The 21,313-nt window shown below is 62.2% G+C and carries 16 protein-coding genes; 5 read left to right on the top strand and 11 right to left on the bottom strand.

Annotation, left to right across the window (positions count from 1 at the left end; genetic code table 11):
- Positions 1–46 precede the first annotated feature (46 nt).
- Both BM046_RS09845 and BM046_RS09840 read right to left on the bottom strand, forming a co-directional pair.
- Positions 47–2,209, bottom strand: coding sequence for a hypothetical protein (locus BM046_RS09845; RefSeq protein ID WP_143084175.1), 2,163 nt, complete (start codon positions 2,207–2,209; stop codon positions 47–49).
- Positions 2,210–2,344: 135 nt separating this feature from the next.
- Complete coding sequence (locus tag BM046_RS09840; RefSeq protein WP_090539002.1) at positions 2,345–2,803, bottom strand: EVE domain-containing protein; 459 nt, start codon at positions 2,801–2,803, stop codon at positions 2,345–2,347.
- Positions 2,804–2,999: 196 nt separating this feature from the next.
- On the opposite strand from BM046_RS09840, the gene BM046_RS09835 reads away from it, so the two are divergent.
- Positions 3,000–4,337, top strand: a complete 1,338-nt coding sequence (locus BM046_RS09835; RefSeq protein ID WP_090539001.1) for a DUF1329 domain-containing protein — start codon at positions 3,000–3,002, stop codon at positions 4,335–4,337.
- Here the strand turns inward: BM046_RS09835 and BM046_RS09830 are convergent, their stop codons facing one another.
- From BM046_RS09830 to nrdA, 4 genes are all read right to left on the bottom strand, one after another.
- On the bottom strand, positions 4,338–4,889 hold the full coding sequence (locus tag BM046_RS09830) for a DUF3087 family protein (protein WP_090538999.1): 552 nt from the start codon (positions 4,887–4,889) through the stop codon (positions 4,338–4,340). It abuts the gene before it with no gap.
- A gap of 4 nt (positions 4,890–4,893) precedes the next feature.
- On the bottom strand, positions 4,894–5,157 hold the full coding sequence (gene yfaE / locus BM046_RS09825) for a class I ribonucleotide reductase maintenance protein YfaE (protein ID WP_090538997.1): 264 nt from the start codon (positions 5,155–5,157) through the stop codon (positions 4,894–4,896).
- 3 nt (positions 5,158–5,160) lie between these two features.
- Entirely contained in the window at positions 5,161–6,300 is a 1,140-nt protein-coding gene (gene nrdB, locus BM046_RS09820) for a class Ia ribonucleoside-diphosphate reductase subunit beta (protein WP_235818618.1), read from the bottom strand.
- 188 nt (positions 6,301–6,488) lie between these two features.
- A complete protein-coding gene (gene nrdA / locus BM046_RS09815; protein ID WP_090538993.1) occupies positions 6,489–8,765 on the bottom strand; it encodes a class 1a ribonucleoside-diphosphate reductase subunit alpha in 2,277 nt (758 codons plus the stop codon).
- A gap of 133 nt (positions 8,766–8,898) precedes the next feature.
- On the opposite strand from nrdA, the gene BM046_RS09810 reads away from it, so the two are divergent.
- On the top strand, positions 8,899–9,156 hold the full coding sequence (locus BM046_RS09810) for a DUF1289 domain-containing protein (RefSeq protein ID WP_090538991.1): 258 nt from the start codon (positions 8,899–8,901) through the stop codon (positions 9,154–9,156).
- 39 nt (positions 9,157–9,195) lie between these two features.
- Here the strand turns inward: BM046_RS09810 and BM046_RS09805 are convergent, their stop codons facing one another.
- Positions 9,196–10,785, bottom strand: a complete 1,590-nt coding sequence (locus BM046_RS09805; RefSeq protein WP_090538989.1) for a peptide chain release factor 3 — start codon at positions 10,783–10,785, stop codon at positions 9,196–9,198.
- Between the two features lie 195 nt (positions 10,786–10,980).
- Positions 10,981–12,516, bottom strand: a complete 1,536-nt coding sequence (gene glpD, locus BM046_RS09800; RefSeq protein ID WP_090538987.1) for a glycerol-3-phosphate dehydrogenase — start codon at positions 12,514–12,516, stop codon at positions 10,981–10,983.
- A gap of 413 nt (positions 12,517–12,929) precedes the next feature.
- Here glpD and BM046_RS09795 point away from each other — a divergent pair, with 413 nt between their 5' ends.
- Positions 12,930–14,093, top strand: coding sequence for a type III PLP-dependent enzyme (locus BM046_RS09795; protein ID WP_090538985.1), 1,164 nt, complete (start codon positions 12,930–12,932; stop codon positions 14,091–14,093).
- A 242-nt stretch (positions 14,094–14,335) separates the two neighbouring features.
- Here the strand turns inward: BM046_RS09795 and nagB are convergent, their stop codons facing one another.
- The 3 genes from nagB to BM046_RS09780 form a co-directional block, all read right to left on the bottom strand.
- On the bottom strand, positions 14,336–15,058 hold the full coding sequence (gene nagB, locus BM046_RS09790; RefSeq protein WP_090538983.1) for a glucosamine-6-phosphate deaminase: 723 nt from the start codon (positions 15,056–15,058) through the stop codon (positions 14,336–14,338).
- Positions 15,059–15,183: 125 nt separating this feature from the next.
- Positions 15,184–16,089 carry an SDR family oxidoreductase gene (locus BM046_RS09785; protein WP_090538981.1) on the bottom strand — a complete coding sequence of 302 codons (906 nt, stop codon included), beginning with the start codon at positions 16,087–16,089 and terminating at the stop codon, positions 15,184–15,186.
- Positions 16,090–16,217: 128 nt separating this feature from the next.
- Positions 16,218–17,396 (bottom strand): acetyl-CoA C-acyltransferase, encoded by a 1,179-nt coding sequence (locus BM046_RS09780; protein WP_090538979.1) that lies wholly within the window; start codon positions 17,394–17,396, stop codon positions 16,218–16,220.
- Between the two features lie 212 nt (positions 17,397–17,608).
- On the opposite strand from BM046_RS09780, the gene BM046_RS09775 reads away from it, so the two are divergent.
- Together BM046_RS09775 and BM046_RS09770 are read left to right on the top strand one after the other, a co-directional pair.
- Positions 17,609–19,291 (top strand): fatty acid--CoA ligase, encoded by a 1,683-nt coding sequence (locus BM046_RS09775; protein ID WP_090538977.1) that lies wholly within the window; start codon positions 17,609–17,611, stop codon positions 19,289–19,291.
- A gap of 185 nt (positions 19,292–19,476) precedes the next feature.
- A complete protein-coding gene (locus BM046_RS09770; RefSeq protein ID WP_090538975.1) occupies positions 19,477–20,724 on the top strand; it encodes a dicarboxylate/amino acid:cation symporter in 1,248 nt (415 codons plus the stop codon).
- Positions 20,725–21,313: the final 589 nt, after the last annotated feature.

Below are 21,313 nucleotides of genomic sequence, written 5' to 3'. Positions count from 1 at the left end.
CGTAGCGGAAAAGAGGCAGGCCCATGGCGGGCCTGCCCTCATCGGGTCAATCGCAGTTCGTACACACCGCGATGGTTGGGCCGAACAGGGCGCCACCACTATGTGTCAAAGTACGGTTAAGCAGCAGCACCCGGCCGCCTTCCTGCACGTAACCGTCCAGCTTCAACGTCGAGGTAGCGCTACCCTCGCCGGGGATCGTGGTCGACACGGTCAGGTGACCATCATCCAGATTGATGGAAGAGGCGGGGATCGCGAAGCTCTGTTGCAGGTTGTTGAAGCCCGCTCCGAGCCCATCAAGACGAGCGAATTGCCCCTGGCTACTGGCTTGAACCTGAGCTTTGCCCTCGGCATCGAACTCCAGCGTGCCAGCAAGGAAACGATTCATCCCGGCCATGCCCTCACCGCGCACCGCCCGCGCATCCAGAGCCAGGCTGAACAGGCTGTAGCGCCGGCCAGCGAGGCTTTTCAGCTCTTCATCAAGCTTGACGGAAATCAGCGCGGCGCGTTCGCCTTCGTTCACTTGCGCATAGTCGTCCATGTCATCCTGGTCAGGATCCTGGGCGGCCATGAGGATGGTCAGGCCATCCGCTGAAACCCAGCCTTCAATATGGGGGCCGTCTGGTTGAAGAATCGTCAGCTTCCCATCCTCTTCAAGGATGAATTGCCGCTCTGCCGAACCATACAGACAGTCGCCGTCGGCCGGTTCCATCCGTTCGTACTGGTGGGTCAGATCGTTTGTGTAGACCTCAAGGTCAACGTTGGCGGTCTCGCAATAACGAACGGTACTGGTCTGATAGTGCATATCGACCAGCCAGGCTTCGAAGTCCACGACATCTGGATCCTCAGCTTCCACCTGTATGCCGTACTCCAGAGTGCCGTAAGCCCCCTGTAGCCGGATGGGCGAGGTGGGTTTACGTATCCCCAGATCGAGGAAGCCAGCCACTACCTGCAGCTCGGTATCGCCATCGGCATTGGTAACGTGGCGGTCGTTATAACTGGCGCCGATCAGGGTGTTGAAACGTGCATCTGCCGGGCCGGCGGCGAGCATGCGAAGCGCCGAACTGTAATCACGATCAGTACAATCGGCTGCGGGTGTCTCGCAGGCCTCCACGTCGTTACTGTCTTTCTCATAACGGGCTACCGATTCCGACTCGGCATTGAGCAGACCTCGGCTATCTATCGTAATAGTGGCTGGCTCATCTTCCAGCAGCTCGGCGGTAACCACGGCTGAGCCCCCCACCGGATGAACAGCCTCGAACTCGAGAACCGCGCCCTGGGGTGACAACGTTGCTGCGCTGCCATCGACCGTCAGCCGCGCGTCATTATTATGGCCACCCAACAGCAAGCCACCGCCCTGGGGAGAGGAAAATGCGCCGATGGAAAGTCCCATGAAATGGTAGCTTCCGATCGCCTGGCTAGCTGAACTTGCCGGTAATGGCGGCGTTACAGCTTCTTCCACCTTGTGTTCGATAGTCGAAGCCAGTTGCGCGGCGACCCCAGCGAGGAGCTCTTCAGTATCGGTCGCCTGAAGATAGGCCTGACTCAAAGCCTGTTGTACAGCGGGATCGGCTGCCAGTTGTTGGATTTCTTCGATCAACTCATCCAACTCTTCCAGATCCAGCTGATCCAGCTGAGCAGCGTAGCTGCTGATGACCCGGGTAATGAAGGTACTGACCGGATCGGCGATCAGGCTCTGGTCGTGGGTGAGCACCGTGAATTCCATGCCGGGACTGACTTCCACGCCGATATAGCTATTCACCTGGGGCTCGAATGGCAATTCCAGCCGGTAGCGCCCACCATCGGAAGTAACGTCAAAATCTTTGCCGCCGAGCAGGATTCGGTCTTCATCATCAGTGACATCATCCGGCGTACCATTGTCATCGCCATTGATAATGACCGCGCGAAAATCCTCCGGCCGTGGATCAATGACTACCTGCGCAAAGGCAGGAGTGATGAGCGTATTCATGACCGCGGTCAGCACCCGTTCACTGCGGCTGGTGGGGCTGAATGTCACCTGTTGCTGAGGTGTCTGAATGGTGAGGTTGTAACTGGTCAGGTTGTTGTCTGGCGGGTTGGTTCCGCCGCCCCCACTTCCCCCATCACTTCCACCGCTGCTGCTACCGCCGCCCCCGCCACCGCCGAAGCAGCCTGTGAGAGCGATAGCGGTCGCAATGGCAATGGATACAGGAGCCCTACGAAATATGTCCATGCAGAATCCCTCTTTTAATGTCTTTTTATTTCCGTCTGATGGCTTTCAGCCACTGGCAGCAGCATAGATCGCAATCTTGAAAATGAAAACTGGAATTATCAGCAGGGGTGGCGCAGATAAGCGCGCCGGTATTGGTCAGCTACTCGCGTGCAGCAATATCCGCCATTGCTCCGGCGACACCGGCATGACCGACAACCGGTTGCCCCGCTGCATCAACGGCAGCCCGTCGAGGCCGTTGAGTGACTTGATGCTGTCCAGCGGCAGCAGTTCGGCAAAGCGCTGCTGAAAGATCAGATCCACCGCCTGCCAACGGGGCTTGTCCTCGCGGCTTTTCGGGTCGTGGTAGGGCGAGCTCGGATCGAACTGGCTGGGGTCAGGGTAGGCGGCGGTGCTGACCCTGGCGATGCCGGCGATGCCGATCTCGCGGCAGCTGGAATGGTAGATGAACACCAGGTCGCCGACGCTCATCTGCCCGAGATAATTGCGTGCCTGAAAGTTGCGTACGCCGTCCCAGCGGATCGGGGTCTGCGGGGCGCGGGCGAAGTCATCGATGCTGCATTCATCGGGTTCGGTCTTGGCCAGCCAGAATGCCATGGGGTCCTGCCTCGAACTTGGATGGGGGAAGCCGCCCAGTTTGCAACGGCCGGACCGGCGCGTAAAGCCTTTGTGTCTTTATGTAATCATTCGTGGAGTTTGCAGCCGTTTCACGTAGGATTGCGGATTTTCGAAAATGTATGGCCTGGGCAGCGAGGCTGCCGGTTGCGGTCGGGCCGCTTGATGGAGCGTGAATATGTACAGGAAGTTGGGCGTTATATTCTTGACCGTGCTGGCCAGTCAGGTGCAGGCGAAGGTGGACAGCAGCCAGGCGGCCCGTCTCGGGCAGGATCTCACACCCCTGGGCGCGGAGCGCGCAGGCAACGCCGAGGGCAGCATTCCCCCCTGGGAGGGGGGTGTGCGTCCCCCAGCCGGTTATCAGCCGGGCATGCATCATCCCGATCCCTTTTCCGGCGACCAGCCGCTGTTTCGCATAGACGCGCAGGACGTCGAGGGATTCCGCGCGAAGCTGCCGGCGGGTCTGGTCGATCTGCTCGAGCGCCATGCGGACTATTACCTGCAGGTCTATCCCACCCGCCGCAGCGCCGCGTCGCCGGAGCGCATCTACGCGGCGACCCGGCACAATGCCGAGCATGCCGAGCTGATCGAGAACGGCAATGGCGTATCCGGTGCGGTCGCCGGCATTCCCTTTCCCATTCCCCAGAGCGGCATGGAGGTCATCTGGAACCATTTGCTGCGCTATCGGGGCGAGCAGACGCGCATCATCAACAACCAGGCGGTGGTGATCAACGGACGTGCCAACCTGATCAAGCGTGACCGCTACCTGCTCTATGTGTACAACCGCACCGGCATGACCCCGGACGAGCTGGGCAACACCCTGCTGTACTACCGCTATCAGGTGACCGCCCCGGCCAAGCTGTCGGGCACGGCGCTGGTAGTCCAGGACCCGCTGGATCAGGTGCTGACCACCCGCCGCGCCTGGCGGTACAGCCCCAGCGACCGCCGGGTGCGGCGCCTGCCTTCGCTGGCCTATGACTCGGTGCAGCCGGACACCAGTGGCCTGGCCACGGCGGACGTGGTGGATGCCTACAATGGCGCGCCGGACCGCTACGAATGGGTGCTGCTGGGCAAGCGCGAAATGCTGGTGCCCTACAACAGCTACAAGGTGCATCAGCAGGGCCTGGCCTACGATGAGATAGTGCTGCCCGGGACGCTGAACCCGGCGCTGCTGCGCTATGAACTGCACCGGGTGTGGGAAGTGGAGGCCAGGCTACGCACCGGCTACTCGCATCCCTATGCCACCCGGCGTTTCTATCTGGACGAGGACAGCTGGTCAATCCTGGCGGCGGATCTGTACGACGCCCGCGGCGAGCTGGTGGGGCTGCAGGAAAGCCACCCGATCAGCTACTACGAGGTGCCCATGTTCAACAGCACCCTGGAGACGCTCTATCACCTGAAGACCGGGAACTATTTTGTCGACGGCCTGGACAACAACGAGCCGATGTACGACTTCGACTACCCCATGTCGCCCCAGGACTTCACTCCCCAGGCCCTGCGCCGGGCGGGCAACTGATCAGCGCCGCTTGAGGTGGCGCCAGCGCTGGCTGATCTGGTCCAGCCAGACCTGCTCCAGGCGGTTCTGCTCCGGCGCCAGGCCCAGGGCCGTCATGCGCTCGAGGTGACGATCGACTCCCTTGACCAGATCGCTGATGGCGGTCTGGTTGCCCTCCAGGGTGTGCATCTGGATCAGCCCCAGATGGTAGAAGCGCAGCACCTTCATCGCCGTCGGGTCCTCCTCGGCCACAGCGGCTTCCACCTGATGCAGCATGTTGGTGATCTTCATCAGCTGGCGCTTGAGGCGCAAGCCATAGACGGCGGCAGCCATCCAGGGCTGTTCCCAGAGGACCTTGCGAACCAGGGCGATGGTCAGCAGCAGTCCGGCGATCACCCCGGCCAGATTCCAGCGGAAATTGTTGTCGCCGCCCGGCTCACCGAACAGGAAGATGGACAGGTTGGCCATCAGAAAGCAGGACGCGGCCAGAATGACACAGACCATCAGGGTGCTGCGCCGGGTCTGGCTGCGGTAGAACTCGGCCGCCATCGGGTGGAGCTCGAACATCGGCAGTACCTCAGAGCTTGCTTTTCAGGGGGACGTCGTCGATCACTATCTGCTCCGCCGGCCGGCAGCAGCAGGGCAGTATCTCGTCACGCTTGACGAAGGCCAGCGGCGCCGTGGAATAGACCACGCTGCCGACCTTGAGTTTGATCCGGCAGGCGCCGCAGTAACCACTGCGGCACTGGTACTCCACATGGTGACCGGTACGCTCCAGGCCTTCGAGCAGGGTTTCCTCCTCGCCCAGCTCGAAGAAGGTGTCGCGGGTGAAGACCTGCACGACCTAGAGCTCGAAGTCGCCCAGATCCTCGACCGACACCTCCGCATCGATCTGACCGACCAGGTAGGAGCTGACCTCCACTTCCTGGGGCGCGACCTGCACGTTGTCCGAGACCAGCCAGGCATTGATCCAGGGGATAGGGTTCTGCGAGGCGCCGGGGAAGATCGGCTCCAGCCCCACCGCGCTCATGCGCAGGTTGGTGATGTACTCCACGTACTGGCTGAGGATGTTGTAGTTCAGGCCGATCATGGAACCGTCCTTGAACAGGTACTCGGCCCAACGCTTCTCCTGCTCGGCGGCGTGGCGGAACAGCTCCACGCTCTGTGCACGGCAGGCCTGGGCCACCTCGGCCATCTGCGGATCGTCCTCGCCCTCCTGCATGATATTGAGGATGTGCTGGGTGCCGGTCAGGTGCAGCGCCTCGTCCCGGGCGATCAGGCGGATGATCTTGGCGTTGCCCTCCATCAGCCGGCGCTCGGCGAAGGCGAAGGAGCAGGCGAAGCTGACATAGAAGCGGATCGCCTCCAGCACGTTGACCGACATCATGCACAGGTACAGCTTCTTCTTCAGTTCGAACAGACTGACGTTGACGGTCTGGCCGTTGAGCTGGTGGCTGCCATCGCCGAACTGGTTGTACAGGTTGCCGTACTGGATCAGGTCGTCGTAGTAGTTGGAGATGTCGCCGGCACGCTCGATGATGTGCTGGTTGCGCACTATGTCATCGAATACCACCGCAGGGTCGTTGACGATGTTGCGGATGATATGGGTGTAGGAGCGGCTGTGGATGGTCTCGGAGAAAGACCAGGTCTCGATCCAGGTTTCCAGCTCGGGAATCGACACCAGCGGCAGGAAGGCCACGTTCGGGCTGCGGCCCTGGATGGAATCGAGCAGGGTCTGATACTTCAGGTTGCTGAGGAAGATGTGCTTCTCGTGGTCCGGCAGGTTGCGGAAGTCGATGCGGTCCTGGGACACATCCACCTCCTCCGGGCGCCAGAAGAACGACAGCTGCTTCTCGATCAGTTTCTCGAAGATCGGGTATTTCTGCTGGTCGTAACGGGCGACGTTGACCGGCTGGCCGAAGAACATCGGCTCGCGCATCTGGTCATTGTCGGTCTGGGAAAAGGTGCTGTATTTCATTTTCATGCTGGCCCCTCGGGGAACCTGAAGTCGTTAATTAGCTTTGAGGGGGCCCGCAGTACGGGCCATCGCGGCGAGGGCGCCGCTCCTACACCAAACCGGGGCGCCACGGGCCGCCGGCGCAAACGCATCGGTGGCATGGAGCGGCAGGAACGTCGACCCGGCGCGATGCTGGCCGCACGGCCAGCCGGTTGTCAGATCTTGCACGCCCCACCCGCACAATCATCCGCCAGGTCCGCCTGGGCATCATCGGCCCCGTCCCGGGTGTTCTGATAGTACAGGGTCTTGAGGCCGAACTTGTAGGCGGTCAGCAGATCCTTGAGCAGCTGCTTCATCGGCACCCGGCCACCCTCGAAACGCTGGGGATCGTAGTTGGTGTTGGCCGAGATCGCCTGGTCGACGAATTTCTGCATGATGCCCACCAGCTGCAGGTAGCCGTCATTGCTCGGCATCTGCCACAGCAGCTCGTAGGCGTGCCTGAGTTCCTGGTAGTCCGGCACCACCTGCTTGAGGATGCCGTCCTTGGACTGCTTGACGGTGACCAGACCGCGGGGCGGTTCGATGCCGTTGGTGGCGTTGGAAATCTGGCTGGAGGTCTCCGAGGGCATCAGCGAGGACAGGGTCGAGTTGCGCAGGCCGTGGGCGACGATGTCGGCGCGCAGGGCTTCCCAGTCCAGATGCAGCGGCTCGGAGCAGATCGCATCCAGATCCTTCTTGTAGGTGTCGATCGGCAGCACGCCCCTGGCATACACGGTCTCGTTGAAGCCGGGGCAGGCGCCTCGTTCACGGGCCAGCTTGTTGGACGCCTTGAGCAGGTAGTACTGGATGGCCTCGAAGGTGCGATGGGTCAGATTGTTGCCCGAGCCGTCGGAATACTTCACGCCGTTCTTTGCCAGATAGTTGGCGAAGTTGATCACGCCGATGCCCAGGGTGCGGCGTTTCATCGAAGCGCGGCGCGCGGCCTCGATCGGGTAGTCCTGGTAGTCCAGGAGCGAGTCCAGCGCGCGTACCGCCAGCTCGGCCAGCTCTTCCAGCTCGTCGAGGCTGTTGATCGCGCCCAGGTTCAGCGCCGACAGGGTGCACAGGGCGATTTCGCCATTGGCGTCGTCCATGCTTTCCAGCGGGCTGGTGGGCAGGGCGATTTCCAGGCACAGGTTGGACTGGCGCACCGGCGCCACCTTCGGGTCGAACGGGCTGTGGGTGTTGCAGTGGTCGACGTTCTGGATATAGATGCGGCCGGTGCTGGAGCGCTCCTGCATCATCAGGCTGAACAGCTCGACCGCCGGCAGGCTGCGCTTGCGGATCGACGGATCCTGCTCGTACTTCTCGTACAGGCGCTCGAATTCGTCCTGGTCGGCGAAAAACGCCTCGTACAGGCCGGGCACCTCATGGGGCGAGAACAGGGTGATGTTGCCGCCCTTGATCAGGCGCTGGTACAGGGTGCGGTTGATCTGCACGCCATAGTCCATGTGGCGGACGCGGTTTTCCTCGACGCCGCGGTTGTTCTTCAGTACCAGCAGGGATTCCACCTCCAGGTGCCACAGCGGGTAGAACAGGGTCGCCGCGCCGCCCCGCACGCCGCCCTGGGAGCAGGACTTGACCGCCGCCTGGAACAGCTTGAAGAAGGGGATGCAGCCGGTGTGCTGGGCCTCGCCGCCACGGATGGGGCTGCCGACGGCGCGGATGCGCCCGGCGTTGATGCCGATGCCGGCCCGCAGGGACACGTACTTGACGATGGCCGAGGTAGTGGCGTTGATCGAATCCAGGCTGTCACCGCACTCGATCAGCACGCAGGAGCTGAACTGCCGCGAGGGCGAGCGCACGCCGGACATGATCGGCGTCGGCAGCGAGATCTTGAAGGTCGAGATGGCATCGTAGAAGCGCTTGATGTAATCCAGCCGGGTGTCGCGCGGGTAGTCGGCGAACAGGCACATGCCGATCAGCATGTAGAGCATCTGCGGGCTTTCGTAGACCCGGCGGCTGACCCGGTCCTGGATCAGGTACTTGCCTTCCAGCTGCTTGACCGCGGCGTAGGAGAAGGTCAGGTCGCGGCTGTGATCAAGGTAGTCGTTCAGGGTGTCGAATTCGTCACGGCTGTAGTCGCGCAGGATGTGCTGATCGTAGCGCTTCATCTCGGTCAGCCTGGTCACGTGATCGAACAGGTGTGGCGGTTCGAACTGCCCATAGGCTATCTTGCGCAGATGGAAGATCGCCAGGCGCGCGGCCATGTACTGGTAATCCGGCGTTTCGGTGGAAATCAGATCGGCGGCGGCCTTGATGATGGTCTCGTGGATATCCTGACTGCGGATACCGTCGTACAGCTGGATCTGGGATTTCAGTTCGACCTGCGACACCGATACATTGTCCAGCCCCTCGGCGGCCCACTCCAGAACGCGATGGATCTTGTCCAGATTGATGGGCTCCTGGCGGCCGTCGCGCTTGGTTACCTTGAGGGACTGGAAATCGGTCATGGTGCGTATCCTGGGGTTTTGAGGCTTGATTTGGCGATCAAACCGTTGTATGGCATGAATCACTACATATAGTGATCCTTGAGAATATAGACGCAATATAGGGTGTCTCGGGGCTGGGGTCAAACTGAAAAAAATGAATAATCAGCTTGAAATTTTCGAGATACCCAGTCCCTGCATCGGCGTCTGCCAGGTCAACAACAAGGGCTTCTGCAAGGGCTGCTTCCGCTCCCGGGAGGAGCGGCTGTACTGGCTGCAGTTCTCGGTTGATCAGAAGCGCGAAGTGATCCGCCTGTGCCAGAGCAGACGGGCCCGGGTGATGCGCGCCAGGCAGGAGGCCCTGGCCAGACAGCAGGCACAGGAGCCGTCTGCGGATCAGGGCGAGCTGTTCTGAAGCAGGCGGGGCGCAGGTGCCCCGCCGCTGCAGTGGCGGTCAGTGGTGCTCGCGGGTGGCGTTGAACCTGATGTCCGGCCAGCGCTCCTCAGTGAGGCTGAGGTTGACCCGGGTCGGTGCCAGATAGGTCAGGTGGCCGCCGCCATCGATTGCCACGTTCTCGACGTTCTTGTTGCGGAACTCCTCCAGCTTCTTCCTGTCGGAGCTTTCCACCCAGCGGGCGGACCAGACGTTGATCGGCTCGTACAGGCACTCGACCTTGTATTCCTCCTTGAGCCGGCTGGCGACCACATCGAACTGCAGTACACCGACCGCGCCGAGGATGATGTCGTTGTTGCGCTCGGGGAAGAATACCTGGGTGGCCCCTTCCTCGGCCAGCTCCTGCAGGCCCTGGCGCAGCTGCTTGGACTTGAGCGGGTCCTTCAGGCGCACCCGGCGGAACAGCTCCGGCGCAAAGTGCGGGATCCCGGTGAAGCTCATGTTCTCACCGGCGGTGAAGGTATCACCGATCTGGATGGTACCGTGGTTGTGCAGGCCAATGATGTCGCCGCCGTAGGCTTCCTCCAGCCGCTCCCGGTCACTGGAGAAGAAGGTCAGGGCATCGGCGACCCGGATGTCCTTGCCGATACGCACATGGCGCATCTTCATGCCCTGTTCGTACTTGCCCGAGCACACCCGCATGAAGGCGATACGGTCGCGGTGGCGCGGGTCCATGTTCGCCTGGATCTTGAACACGAAGCCGCTGAAGGCCTCCTCGGTGGGCGCTACCTCGCGCTCCTGGGTCGAACGCGGCAGCGGTGCCGGGGCCCAGTCAACGAAGGCGTCCAGTACATGGCTGACACCGAAGTTGCCCAGCGCGGTACCGAAGAACACCGGGGTCAGCCTGCCGGCCAGGTATTCCTGCAGATCGAACTCGTGGCAGGCGCCCTGCACCAGCTCCAGTTCCTCCACAAAACCGTCGTACAGGTCGCCGAGCAGGGCGCGGGCCTCGTCACTGTCCAGCCCCTGGATGATCCTCTCTTCGGTGCGCTCGTGACCATGCCCTGGGGTGTAGACATGGATGCAGTCGTTGGCCAGATGGTAGACACCCTTGAATTCCCGGTAGCAGCCGATCGGCCAGGTGATGGGGGCGGCCTTGATGTCCAGCACCTCCTCGATCTCGTCGAGCAGCTCGATGGGATCGCGGATATCCCGGTCCAGCTTGTTGACGAAGCTGATGATGGGCGTGTCGCGCAGCCGGCAGACGTTCATCAGGGCGATGGTGCGCGGTTCCACGCCCTTGCCGCCGTCGATCATCATCAGCGCGCTGTCCACCGCGGTCAGGGTGCGGTAGGTGTCTTCGGAGAAGTCCTCGTGACCGGGGGTGTCGAGCAGGTTGATCATGTGCTCGCGGTAGGGGAACTGCATCACCGAAGTGGTGATGGAGATGCCGCGCTGCTGCTCCATGGCCATCCAGTCGGAGGTGGCATGGCGGTCGGACTTGCGCGACTTGACGGTCCCGGCTACCTCGATGGCTTTGCCCATCAGCAGCAGGCGCTCGGTGATGGTGGTTTTACCGGCGTCGGGGTGGGAGATGATGGCGAAGGTGCGTCGACGGGCGACTTCTTTCTGGATCTGTTTACTGGACATAGGCGCTGTTTCGGTTCATGCCGGCACCACTGGCGGGTCAGCGCAAGGGCAACCGGATGGCAATGAAATTGGATTGGCGCGTATTGTCGCTGATCCGGCGGGGCAAACAAAGCACAAATACCGCGCTACGGCTCACATCGACAGTTACCGGTCCAGGTGATCGACGGCACCAGGTTGATTGACTCAGGTGTGCAATCAGCTCAGGTTGGCCGAGTGCCAGCGGGTGCGTATGTCCATGTAATCGCGCAGCACCGAGACCTCCGCGGGGCGCAATCTCAGTCCGAGCTTGGTTCGGCGCCACAGCAGGTCCTCCGGTTCCAGCACCCACTCACGCTGAATCAGGTAGAGCACCTCGCGGGCGTAGAGGTCGGCACCGAAGTGGCGGCCCAGATCATCCAGGCTCCTGCAGCCCTCCAGCAGCTCATGGGTCAGGGTGCCGTAGCTGTGACAGAAACGCCGCAGCAGGGTGTCCGGCAGCCAGGGGTAGAGCTTGTGCAGGTCGGCTGCCAGGGTGGCGGGATCGGCAAAGTCGCCGCCGGGCAACGCGGCCCCGGCGGTCCAGGGGCGGGACGGGCGCTGCAGCAGGCTGCAGAGCTGATCGGTAGCTTCCTCGGCGAGTCGGCGGTAGGTGGTGATCTTGCCGCCGAGCACCGAGATCATCGGCGCCTGCCCAGGCGGCTGGTCGAGATCGAGGGTGTAGTCCCGCGATGCGGCCTGGGCCTTGCCATGGGTGTCATCCGCCAGCGCACGCACCCCGGCATAGCTCCAGAGTACATCGGCTTCCTGCAGCTGCTGGCGGAAATGGGCGTTGACCACACGCAGCAGGTAGCGCGTCTCCTGAGGCGATATGGCCGCTGCGGCCGGATCGCCCTGGTAGTCCACATCGGTGGTACCGATCAGACTGTAGTCGTTCTCGAAGGGAATGACGAAGACGATGCGGTCATCCTCGTTCTGCAGGATATAGGCATGCTCGCCGGGATACAGCCGGGGCACCACCACATGGCTGCCCTTGACCAAGCGCAGGGGGTGGTGCACCTGGCAGTGGATGGTCGACTGCTGCAGTTCCGCCACCCAGGGGCCCGCCGCATTGACCAGCGCCCGGCTCAGGTGGGTGCTGCGCCGCCCGGTACGCCGGTCCTCCAGGGTCACCTGCCAGAGGTCGCCCCGGCGCTCGGCATCGATACAGGCGGTGCGGGTCAGGATGCGCGCACCGTGGCTGGCCGCTGCCCGCGCGGTGAGTACCACCAGGCGGGCATCGTCCACCCAGGCATCGGAGTACTCGAAGCCGCGGACGATATGCGGCTTGAGCGGGCTGTCCGGTCCCAGTTGCAGGCTCCGTGAGCCGGGCAGGGCCTTGCGCCGGGCCAGGTGGTCGTAGAGGAACAGGCCGCTGCGGATCATCCAGGCCGGACGCAGGTGGGGCTGGTGGGGCAGGTGGAAGCGCAGGGGGCGGATGATATGCGGCGCATTGTGCAGCAGTATCTCGCGCTCGGCCAGCGCCTTGCCGACCAGGCGGAACTGAAAGAACTCCAGATAGCGCAGGCCGCCGTGAATGAGCTTGCTGCTGCGCGACGAGGTGGCGCAGGCCAGATCATCCTGCTCGCACAGCAGCACCGTGAGACCACGTCCGGCGGCATCCGTGGCGATGCCGCAGCCATTGATGCCGCCGCCGATGATCAGCACATCGTGGATCGGCTCCGGCTGCTGGCCGGGTGCTGTCACGTCCCCCATGGGTAAACCTCCTCGGATGGCGGCGGGCGGGCCCACGTCAGATTATTGCATACTGGCGATGCCGGGCTATTGACCGCAGCGCCTCTTGGTTTTAAGGTGCGCACCGAACGTTGAGGCTGGCACGATCCATACGGCTCAAGTACTGACGACGAGACAGCAAGACCGGTTCCCGAAGGGGGCGGACTTATTGCTTTCGGCGCACGCCTTGGGAAGTAGGCGAACCAAAGTGGGGATACTGATCAGACGTTCGCACCCCCGGGTTGTGTGTTGGCTGAAAACGTTCAGAGTCGCTTACGGAAGGCGTATCCCGTCCTGGCAGTTGCCGGGCGAACGGGCACGTCTATCTGCCCTGCACCTGATCTTCATGTCCCCACGCGGCCCGACACCAGAACTTTTGCTTTGGAGCCGACGCCATGACCATCAAGCTTGACGAGTATTTCGACCGCGAGACCTTCAGCCGCATTCGCGCCTGTGCCGACCAGCACGAAACCCCCTTTCTGGTCGTTGACCTGAAAACCATCGACCGTGCCTACGACGACCTGGTCGCCGGCTTCCCCTATGCCAAGGTGTTTTACGCGGTCAAGGCCAACCCCGCCAACGAGGTCCTGAGCCTGCTGCGGGACAAGGGTTCCAACTTCGATATCGCCTCCATCTACGAGCTGGAGAAGGTGCTGGCGCTGGGCGTCAAGCCGGAACAGATCAGTTACGGCAACACCATCAAGAAGTCGAAGGACATCCGCGCTTTCTACGAGAAGGGTGTGCGCATGTACGCCACCGACTCCGAAGCCGACCTGCGCAATATCGCCAAGGCCGCGCCGGGCTCCAGGGTCTATGTACGCATCCTCACCGAAGGTTCGACCACCGCAGACTGGCCGCTGTCGCGCAAGTTCGGTTGCCAGAGCGACATGGCCATGGACCTGCTGGTGCTGGCGCGTCAGCTGGGTCTGGAGCCCTATGGCGTGTCCTTCCACGTCGGTTCCCAGCAGCGTGACATCGGCGCCTGGGACGCGGCCATCGCCAAGGTCAAGGTGATCTTCGAGCGTCTGAAGGAAGAGGACGGCATCACCCTGAAGATGATCAACATGGGTGGTGGCTTCCCGGCCAACTATCTGACCAAGACCAACACCCTGCAGACCTATGCTGAAGAGATTACCCGGTTCCTGCAGGAGGACTTCGGTGACGAGCTGCCCGAGATCATTCTCGAGCCCGGCCGTTCCCTGATCGCCAACGCCGGCGTGCTGGTCAGTGAAGTGGTGCTGATCTCGCGCAAGTCGCACACCGCGCTGGAGCGCTGGGTGTTCACCGACGTGGGCAAGTTCTCCGGCCTGGTGGAAACCATGGACGAGGCGATCAAATTCCCGATCTGGACCGACAAGCGTGGTGAGCTGGAAGAAGCGGTGATAGCCGGCCCGACCTGCGACAGTGCCGACATCATGTACGAGGATTACAAGTATGGCCTGCCGCTGAACCTGGCCATCGGTGACCGTCTGTACTGGCTGTCCACCGGTGCCTACACCACCAGCTACAGTTCCATCGAGTTCAACGGTTTCCCGCCGCTGGAAGCGTTTTACGTCTGATCGAAGTCGGCGGCAGGTATTGAGTTAATGCCTGCCGCCGGGGGCTGCTTCGCAGCGGAGGGCGGTGCCCCTACAGGCAAGGGAGCCCGTTTTGTAACCCCGAGTGGTCCAGTGAACCGGCGGGTTGGGTACCGTCTCACAAGCTGATAATGTAGGAGCAGCGCCCCCGCTGCGATTGGCGGCCGAAGGACGCCCAAGGGGGAAGGCTCAACACCCCAGGCCTCCCATCCACCCGCCTTCCCCTACAACAAACTCGCCGCCTCCTCATCCACAATCACAGTCACATCATCATGCAGCCGCAAGGCAGTGGCAGGTACCTGCTCGGTGATCGGTCCGTTCACCAGGTCGGCGATGCACCTGGCCTTGCCCTTGCCGCTTGCGATCAGCAGGATCGAGCGGGCGCGCAGGATGTTGGCGATGCCCATGGTGATTGCGCTGTGGGGCACTTCATCCAGTGAACTGAAAAAGCGCTGATTATCCAGGCGGGTCTCTTCGCTGAGGGAGGTGAGAAAGGTTTCCTGATCGAAGGAGGTGCCCGGCTCGCAGAAGCCGATATGGCCATTGCTGCCGATACCGAGCAGCTGCAGGTCCACTGTGGCGCTGTTCAGCAGGCGGTTGTATTCGTCGCACTGGACCTGCGGGTCGCAGTCCTCGGTGCAGGGGATGTGGACGTTTTCCGGGCGCAGGTCAACATGCAGGAACAGGTTGTCCTGCATGAAGCGGTAATAGCTCTGCTCATGGCTGCGCGGCAGTTCACAGTACTCATCCAGATTGAACGTCTGCACATCCTTCAGCGTGATGTCGCCGGCACGATAGCGTTCCACCAGATACTGGTAGGTCCCAAGGGGGGTGCCGCCGGTGGCCAGTCCCAGCGTGCAGTCTGGCTTGCTGCGTATCAGGTCGGTGATGAGCTGGCCGGCTTTGGCGCTCAATTCGTTGTAATCACGGACGGTGATGACTTTCATGGCCTGCTGATTTCCTTTGCTCCAGCGGTTAGGCGCGAAATTCTACTGGTGAGGCCGGCACAGGGAAAGCGGAAATGAAAAACCCGCTCCGTTGCCGGCGCGGGTTTTCCTGCACAGCTATCGGATCAGCTGAATTTCTGAATGTTCTGCATCAGCTCTTTCAGCGCTTCGATGTTGTCTTTCGGATGCACGGCGTTCTCGAAGCTGCACAGCTGCTCGAAGTTGGCCTGAACGTCCTCGGGAGTGAAGCCTTCATCCGGGTTGAAGCCGATGCCCAGCGAGCGCTCCCAGCGCACCTTGCCCATCCAGCCGCCACCCACTTCGAACAGACTGCCGGTCTCCTGGCAGTGTTCGGAGCACAGATAGACCACCAGCGGGCTGACCAGTTCGGGTTTGAGCTTCTCGAAGGCACCGGGCGGGAACAGGCCTTCGGTCATGCGGGTGCCGCCGGTGGGGGCAATGGCGTTGACGAAGATGTTGTTCTTGCGGCCTTCAATGGCCAGGGTGCGGGTCAGACCATAGAGGCCGAGCTTGGCCATGCCGTAGTTGGCCTGACCGAAGTTGCCGTAGATGCCGGAGGTGGAGGAGGTGAAGATGATGCGCCCGAAGTTCTGCTCCTTCATCTGGTTCCACGCAGCATGAGTGACCTTGTAGGCCCCTTCCACATGAACCTTGTAGACCAGATCCCAGTCGGTGTCGGTCATCTTGGCAAAACTCTTGTCGCGCAGGATGCCGGCGTTGTTCACGACGACATCCACCCGGCCGAAGTTATCCATGGCGCACTGTACGATCTTGTCGCCATCCACAACGCTGTCCGGGTTGGCGATGGCGGTGCCGCCAGCGGCCTTGATTTCTTCCACGACCTTCAGCGCGGCTTCGCTGTTGGCGCCTTCTCCCTGGGTGCTGCCACCCAGGTCGTTGACCACGACCTTGGCCCCATGCTTGGCGAACAGCAGGGCATGCGCCCGGCCGATGCCGCCGCCGGCGCCGGTTACGATAACGACCTTGTCTTCAAAACGGATGTCGCTCATGGGAGTCTCCTGGAATAGGGCTACGCTGAAAATGGCCGACAGTGTCGAGCAGCCCACCGCGCCTTGGCAAGGGCGCGGTGGCTGGTGAATGGTGATACATAAACCAGTGTTGTTGCTTGGATGGCCAGTTACAGCAATTCGATTGCCACGGCGGTCGCTTCGCCCCCGCCAATGCACAGCGAAGCCACACCGCGCTTGCCGCCGGTCTTCTGCAGGGCGTTGATCAGGGTGACGATCAGTCGCGAACCGGTCGAGCCCACCGGGTGCCCTTGGGCACAGGCGCCGCCGAAGATGTTCACCCTGGAGTGATCCAGACCGTGTTCCTGCATGGCCAGCATGGTCACCATGGCGAAGGCCTCGTTGATCTCGAAAAGGTCCACATCCTCCTTGCTCCAGCCCACCTTGCGGAACAGGTTGGTCATGGCGCCGACCGGCGCTATGGTGAACTCGCTCGGGTCCTGGCTCTGGGTGGCATGGCCGACGATGCGGGCCAACGGCTTGAGTCCGCGCCGGGTGGCTTCGGATTCGGTCATCAGCACCAGCGCGCTGGCGCCATCGGAAATGGAACTGGCATTGGCTGCGGTGATGGTGCCGTTCTTGGCGAAGGCCGGGCGCAGGCTGGGGATCTTCTCGATGTTGGCGTTGTGCGGCTGCTCATCGTCCTTGACCACCACATCACCCTTGCGGGTGCTGACGGTGACCGGAATGATTTCACTGTCCAGCGAGCCGTCCTCGATGGCCTTCTTGGCCCGGGTCAGGGATTCGATGGCATAGGCGTCCATCTGCTCGCGGGTCAGGCCGTATCTGTCTGCGGTTTCCTGGGCGAAGGAGCCCATCAGGCGTCCGGTGCGTGCATCCTCCAGACCGTCGAGGAACATGTGGTCCTTGATTTCCCCGTGCCCCATGCGCAGGCCGCCACGGGCTTTCTCCATGATGTAGGGGGCGTTGGACATGCTTTCCATGCCGCCGGCAATCATCACCTGATTGGAGCCGGCCTTGAGTGCGTCATGGGCCAGCATCACCGCCTTCATGCCCGAACCACACAGCTTGTTGATGGTGGTGCAGCCGGTGGAAACGGGCAGGTCGGCGTTGAGCGCGGCCTGGCGAGCCGGGCCCTGCTTCAGACCTGCGGGCAGCACGCAGCCCATGATCACTTCCTGTACATCGGCGCCGTCGATACCGGCCCGGGCCACGGCCTCGCGGATTACCAGTGCGCCCAGGTCCACCGCCGTCAGGCTCGACAGGCTGCCCTGGAAGCCGCCCATGGGGGTGCGCACGCCGCTGACGATTACGATGTTCTCGGTCATACCAACTCCTGAAATGTGACTGATCGTTTATCTGTGGTCATCAATCGACTTTATACGCCGATTTACCCCTTATTGTCGACGGCAAAGCTTTGTATGATCGGGTCACAAAACTGCGATGGCAGTGCGGTTGCAGGCTGGCTATAGTGCTCGCAGGAGCCAGCAGCTGCTGTGACCGGCTCAAGAACAAGCCCAATAAAAGAAAGGTCGTACCCATGTTGAAGACACGGATTTTGCCGCCCACCCAGCAGGCGCATTCAACGCCGCTGCTGATCAAGAATTTGCTGCTTTCCGGGGTTCGCTACGAAGCCTCGCAGGAAATCGTCTACCGGGACATCAGCCGTTACGACTATGCCACCTTCATCGAGCGCATCCATCGCCTGGCCGGCGCGCTGACCGCTGCCGGGGTCAAGGCCGGCGACACCGTGGCCGTGCTGGACTGGGACAGTCACCGCTATCTGGAGTGCATGTTCGCGGTGCCCATGATCGGCGCGGTACTGCATACGGTTAACGTGCGCCTGTCGCCGGAACAGATCATCTACACCATGAACCACGCCGATGACATCATGGTGCTGGTCAACAGCGAGTTCCTGCCGCTGTATCAGGCAGTCGAGCCGCAACTGACCACGGTGACCAGCACCATTCTGCTCACCGACGATGGCACCCGTACCGCTGAGCTGCGTGGTTTTGTCGGCGAGTATGAAGCGCTGCTGGCTGCAGCGGACAGCCACTACGACTTCCCCGACTTCGACGAGAACTCGGTGGCCACCACCTTCTATACCACCGGCACCACCGGCAATCCGAAGGGCGTGTATTTCACCCACCGGCAGCTGGTACTGCATACCCTGACCCAGGCCGGCATGCTCAACAGCCTGGGGCAAGAGCGGATGATGAGCAACCGCGACGTCTACATGCCCATCACCCCCATGTTCCATGTGCATGCCTGGGGCATGCCCTACACCGCGACCCTGCTCGGGGTGAAGCAGGTCTACCCCGGCCGCTACGAGCCCGAGCTGCTGGTCCGGCTGATTCAGCAGGAGAAGGTCACCTATTCCCACTGCGTGCCGACCATCCTGCAGATGCTGCTGAACGCCGAGGCCGCCCGCGGGTACGACTTCGGCGGCATGAAGATCATCATCGGCGGCAGCGCCCTGACCCGGGGCCTGTACGAGGCGGCAGGGGCGCGCGGCATACGTCTGTCGGCGGCCTATGGCATGTCCGAGACCTGCCCGCTTATTTCCGCCGGCTACACCAACCTGCAGATCGAGGCAGCCGGTGAGGAGGAACAGATCACCTACAAGATCAAGGCCGGCGTACCGGTACCCATGGTGGAAGCCAGGCTGATGGACGAGCAGGGCAACTTCCTGCCCCACGATGGGCATACCCAGGGCGAACTGGTGCTGCGCGCCCCCTGGCTGACCCAGGGCTACTTCAAGGAGCCGGAAAAGAGCGCCGAGCTGTGGCAGCACGGCTGGATGCACACCGGCGACGTCGCGGCCATCGACCATACCGGCAGCATCGAGATCCGCGACCGCATCAAGGACGTGATCAAGACCGGCGGCGAGTGGCTGTCCTCCCTGGAGCTGGAAAGCCTGATCAGCCTGCACCCCTCGGTCCGCGATGTGGCGGTGGTGGGCGTGCCGGACCCGCGCTGGGACGAGCGCCCCTTCGCCCTGGTGGTGGTCGCCCCCGGCGAGCCGATGGACGCCACGCTGCTGGCGACTCATCTGCAACCCTTCGTCGATGAAGGGCGGATCAACAAGTGGGCGGTGCCGACCCAGATCGCCGTGGTCGATGAGATTCCCAAGACCAGCGTCGGCAAGCTGGACAAGAAGCGCATCCGCGTGGACGCGGTCGCCTGGCTGGAACAGCAGGCCGACTGCATCTCCTCGCGCTGATCCAGGTCCGGGGCTCTCCAGCTCCGATAGCGCTCTTACCCCGGGAGGGACGAGCACCAGCTCGTCCAAGTGGCCAGCGCGTTACGTCAATGCTGACCCACCCGGGGTGTAGCGCACCTGCGCTACGCCTGCCGACCACGGCTACCTGAGGTATGCTTGCGCACTGGTTATCAAGGAGAAGCGCCGTGCCCAGTCTCAACCGCCTGATCTTCATTGCTGCTGCCATCGGTGTTCTCGTCGGCTGGCTGATCGGCCTGCTTCCCGATGATGCCGGCCTGCGTGGTGGGGTGCTCTATGCCAGCAGCCTGATCGGCTCGGTGTTCATCGGCCTGCTGAAGATGATCCTGATCCCGCTGGTTTTCACCTCCATTGTAGTCGGGGTGGCGAGCCTGCAGGCCCACCATCAGGTCCACCGGGTCTGGATCACCACGCTGCTGTTCTTTGCCCTGACCACGGCGCTGGCCATGCTGCTGGCACTGGTGGTGGCCAATATCTTCAAGCCCGGAGCGGGCATGTCACTGGCCATGTTTGCCGATGCCATGCAGGACTTCGAGGTCCGGCAGATGAGCATGCCGGAATTCTTCCAGCACTTTCTCTCCGGGCTGTTCAAGAACCCCTTCCAGGCCTTCACCAACGGAGACATCCTCTCGGTCCTGATGTTCGCCATTTTCATCGGTGTGGCACTGGTAGCCGGCGGGCAGCGCTACCAGACCATACTGCAGATGATGCAGGAGCTGCTCGACATGCTGCTGCGCATCATCAGCTGGATCATGTGGCTGGCGCCGCTGGGCATCATGACCCTGCTGATTCGGTTGGTCGCCGAGCAGGATGTGACCCTGCTGCTGAGCATGCTCGGCTTCATCGTGCTGATCTTTGCCACCACCCTGTTCCACGGCGCGGTGGTGCTGCCCGCGCTGCTGTATGCGGTAACGCGCAAATCCCCGCTGTGGTTCTTCCGTGGCTCCCGGGAGGCGCTGGTCACGGCCTTCGCCACCAGCTCCAGCTCGGCGACCATCCCCATCTCCCTGCGCTGCGCCGAACAGAACCTGGGCGTGCCGCGGCGCATTGCCGGATTCGTCATCCCGCTGGGTGCCACCGTGAACATGGACGGCACCGCCCTGTATGAGGCGGCCGCGGCGCTGTTCGTGGCCAACCTGATTGGTGTGGAGCTGACCCTGGTGCAGCAGCTGGTGGTGTTCATGACGGCGATGATCGCCTCGGCCGGGGCGCCGGGCATCCCCAGTGCCGGCATGGTGACCATGGTCATGGTGCTGCAGGCCGTCGGGCTGCCGGCCGAGGCCATCGCCATACTGCTGCCGATCGACCGGCTGCTGGATACCGTGCGCACGGCAGTGAACGTGGAAGGCGACATCATCGGCAGTCTGGTAGTGCAGAAGCTGGCGGACGACGGCGCCGAATACCAGGGCGCCTGAGCCCGGGAGGGGACGAGCACCGGCTCGTCCGCGGTGGTTCAGGCGACCACGTCCATCGAGCTGGTGCTCGACGTTCCCGGGACGCTGGCTCAGCGGTGGTTTAATCCAGACTGATGGATTTCGTCTGCCCGGCCGGGGGGGACGAGCACCAGCTCGTCCGTGGTGGCTCAGGCGACTCCGCCCATCGAACTGGTGCTCGACGTTCCCGGGAAGCTGACTCTGCGGTGATTTGATCCAGACTGACGGGGTGCCGTGAACCCGCCCGGGAGGGACGTATATGGTCTCCTCCCTCATTGCAAGGCATTCAACAGTCAATGACAAGAGCAGGTTGTCTGTCGTATATCCGGCCTCCATGTGCAGCACAGAGCTGCGGGCCTTGATGAGCAGTCGCTGTGTATCGTCCTTATCGAGCACGCGGCCTGGTTGGCCCTGTCCCTCCTCAGGTTTTCGATACACCGGTTTGACCTGGATTGTCATCACATTGCTGATTGCCTTCGCAACCTGGGGGAGTGCTTTACCTCTCTGTGTTTAACCTTGTGTGCTATCAGCCTGCGCTACACAGGTATGGCTGCATATGCCTGTTCCTTCG

The sequence above is a fragment of the Halopseudomonas formosensis genome (assembly GCF_900115905.1).
GTDB classification, from domain to species: Bacteria; Pseudomonadota; Gammaproteobacteria; order Pseudomonadales; family Pseudomonadaceae; genus Halopseudomonas; species Halopseudomonas formosensis.
This window is presented reverse-complemented; position numbering and strand designations above follow the sequence as displayed.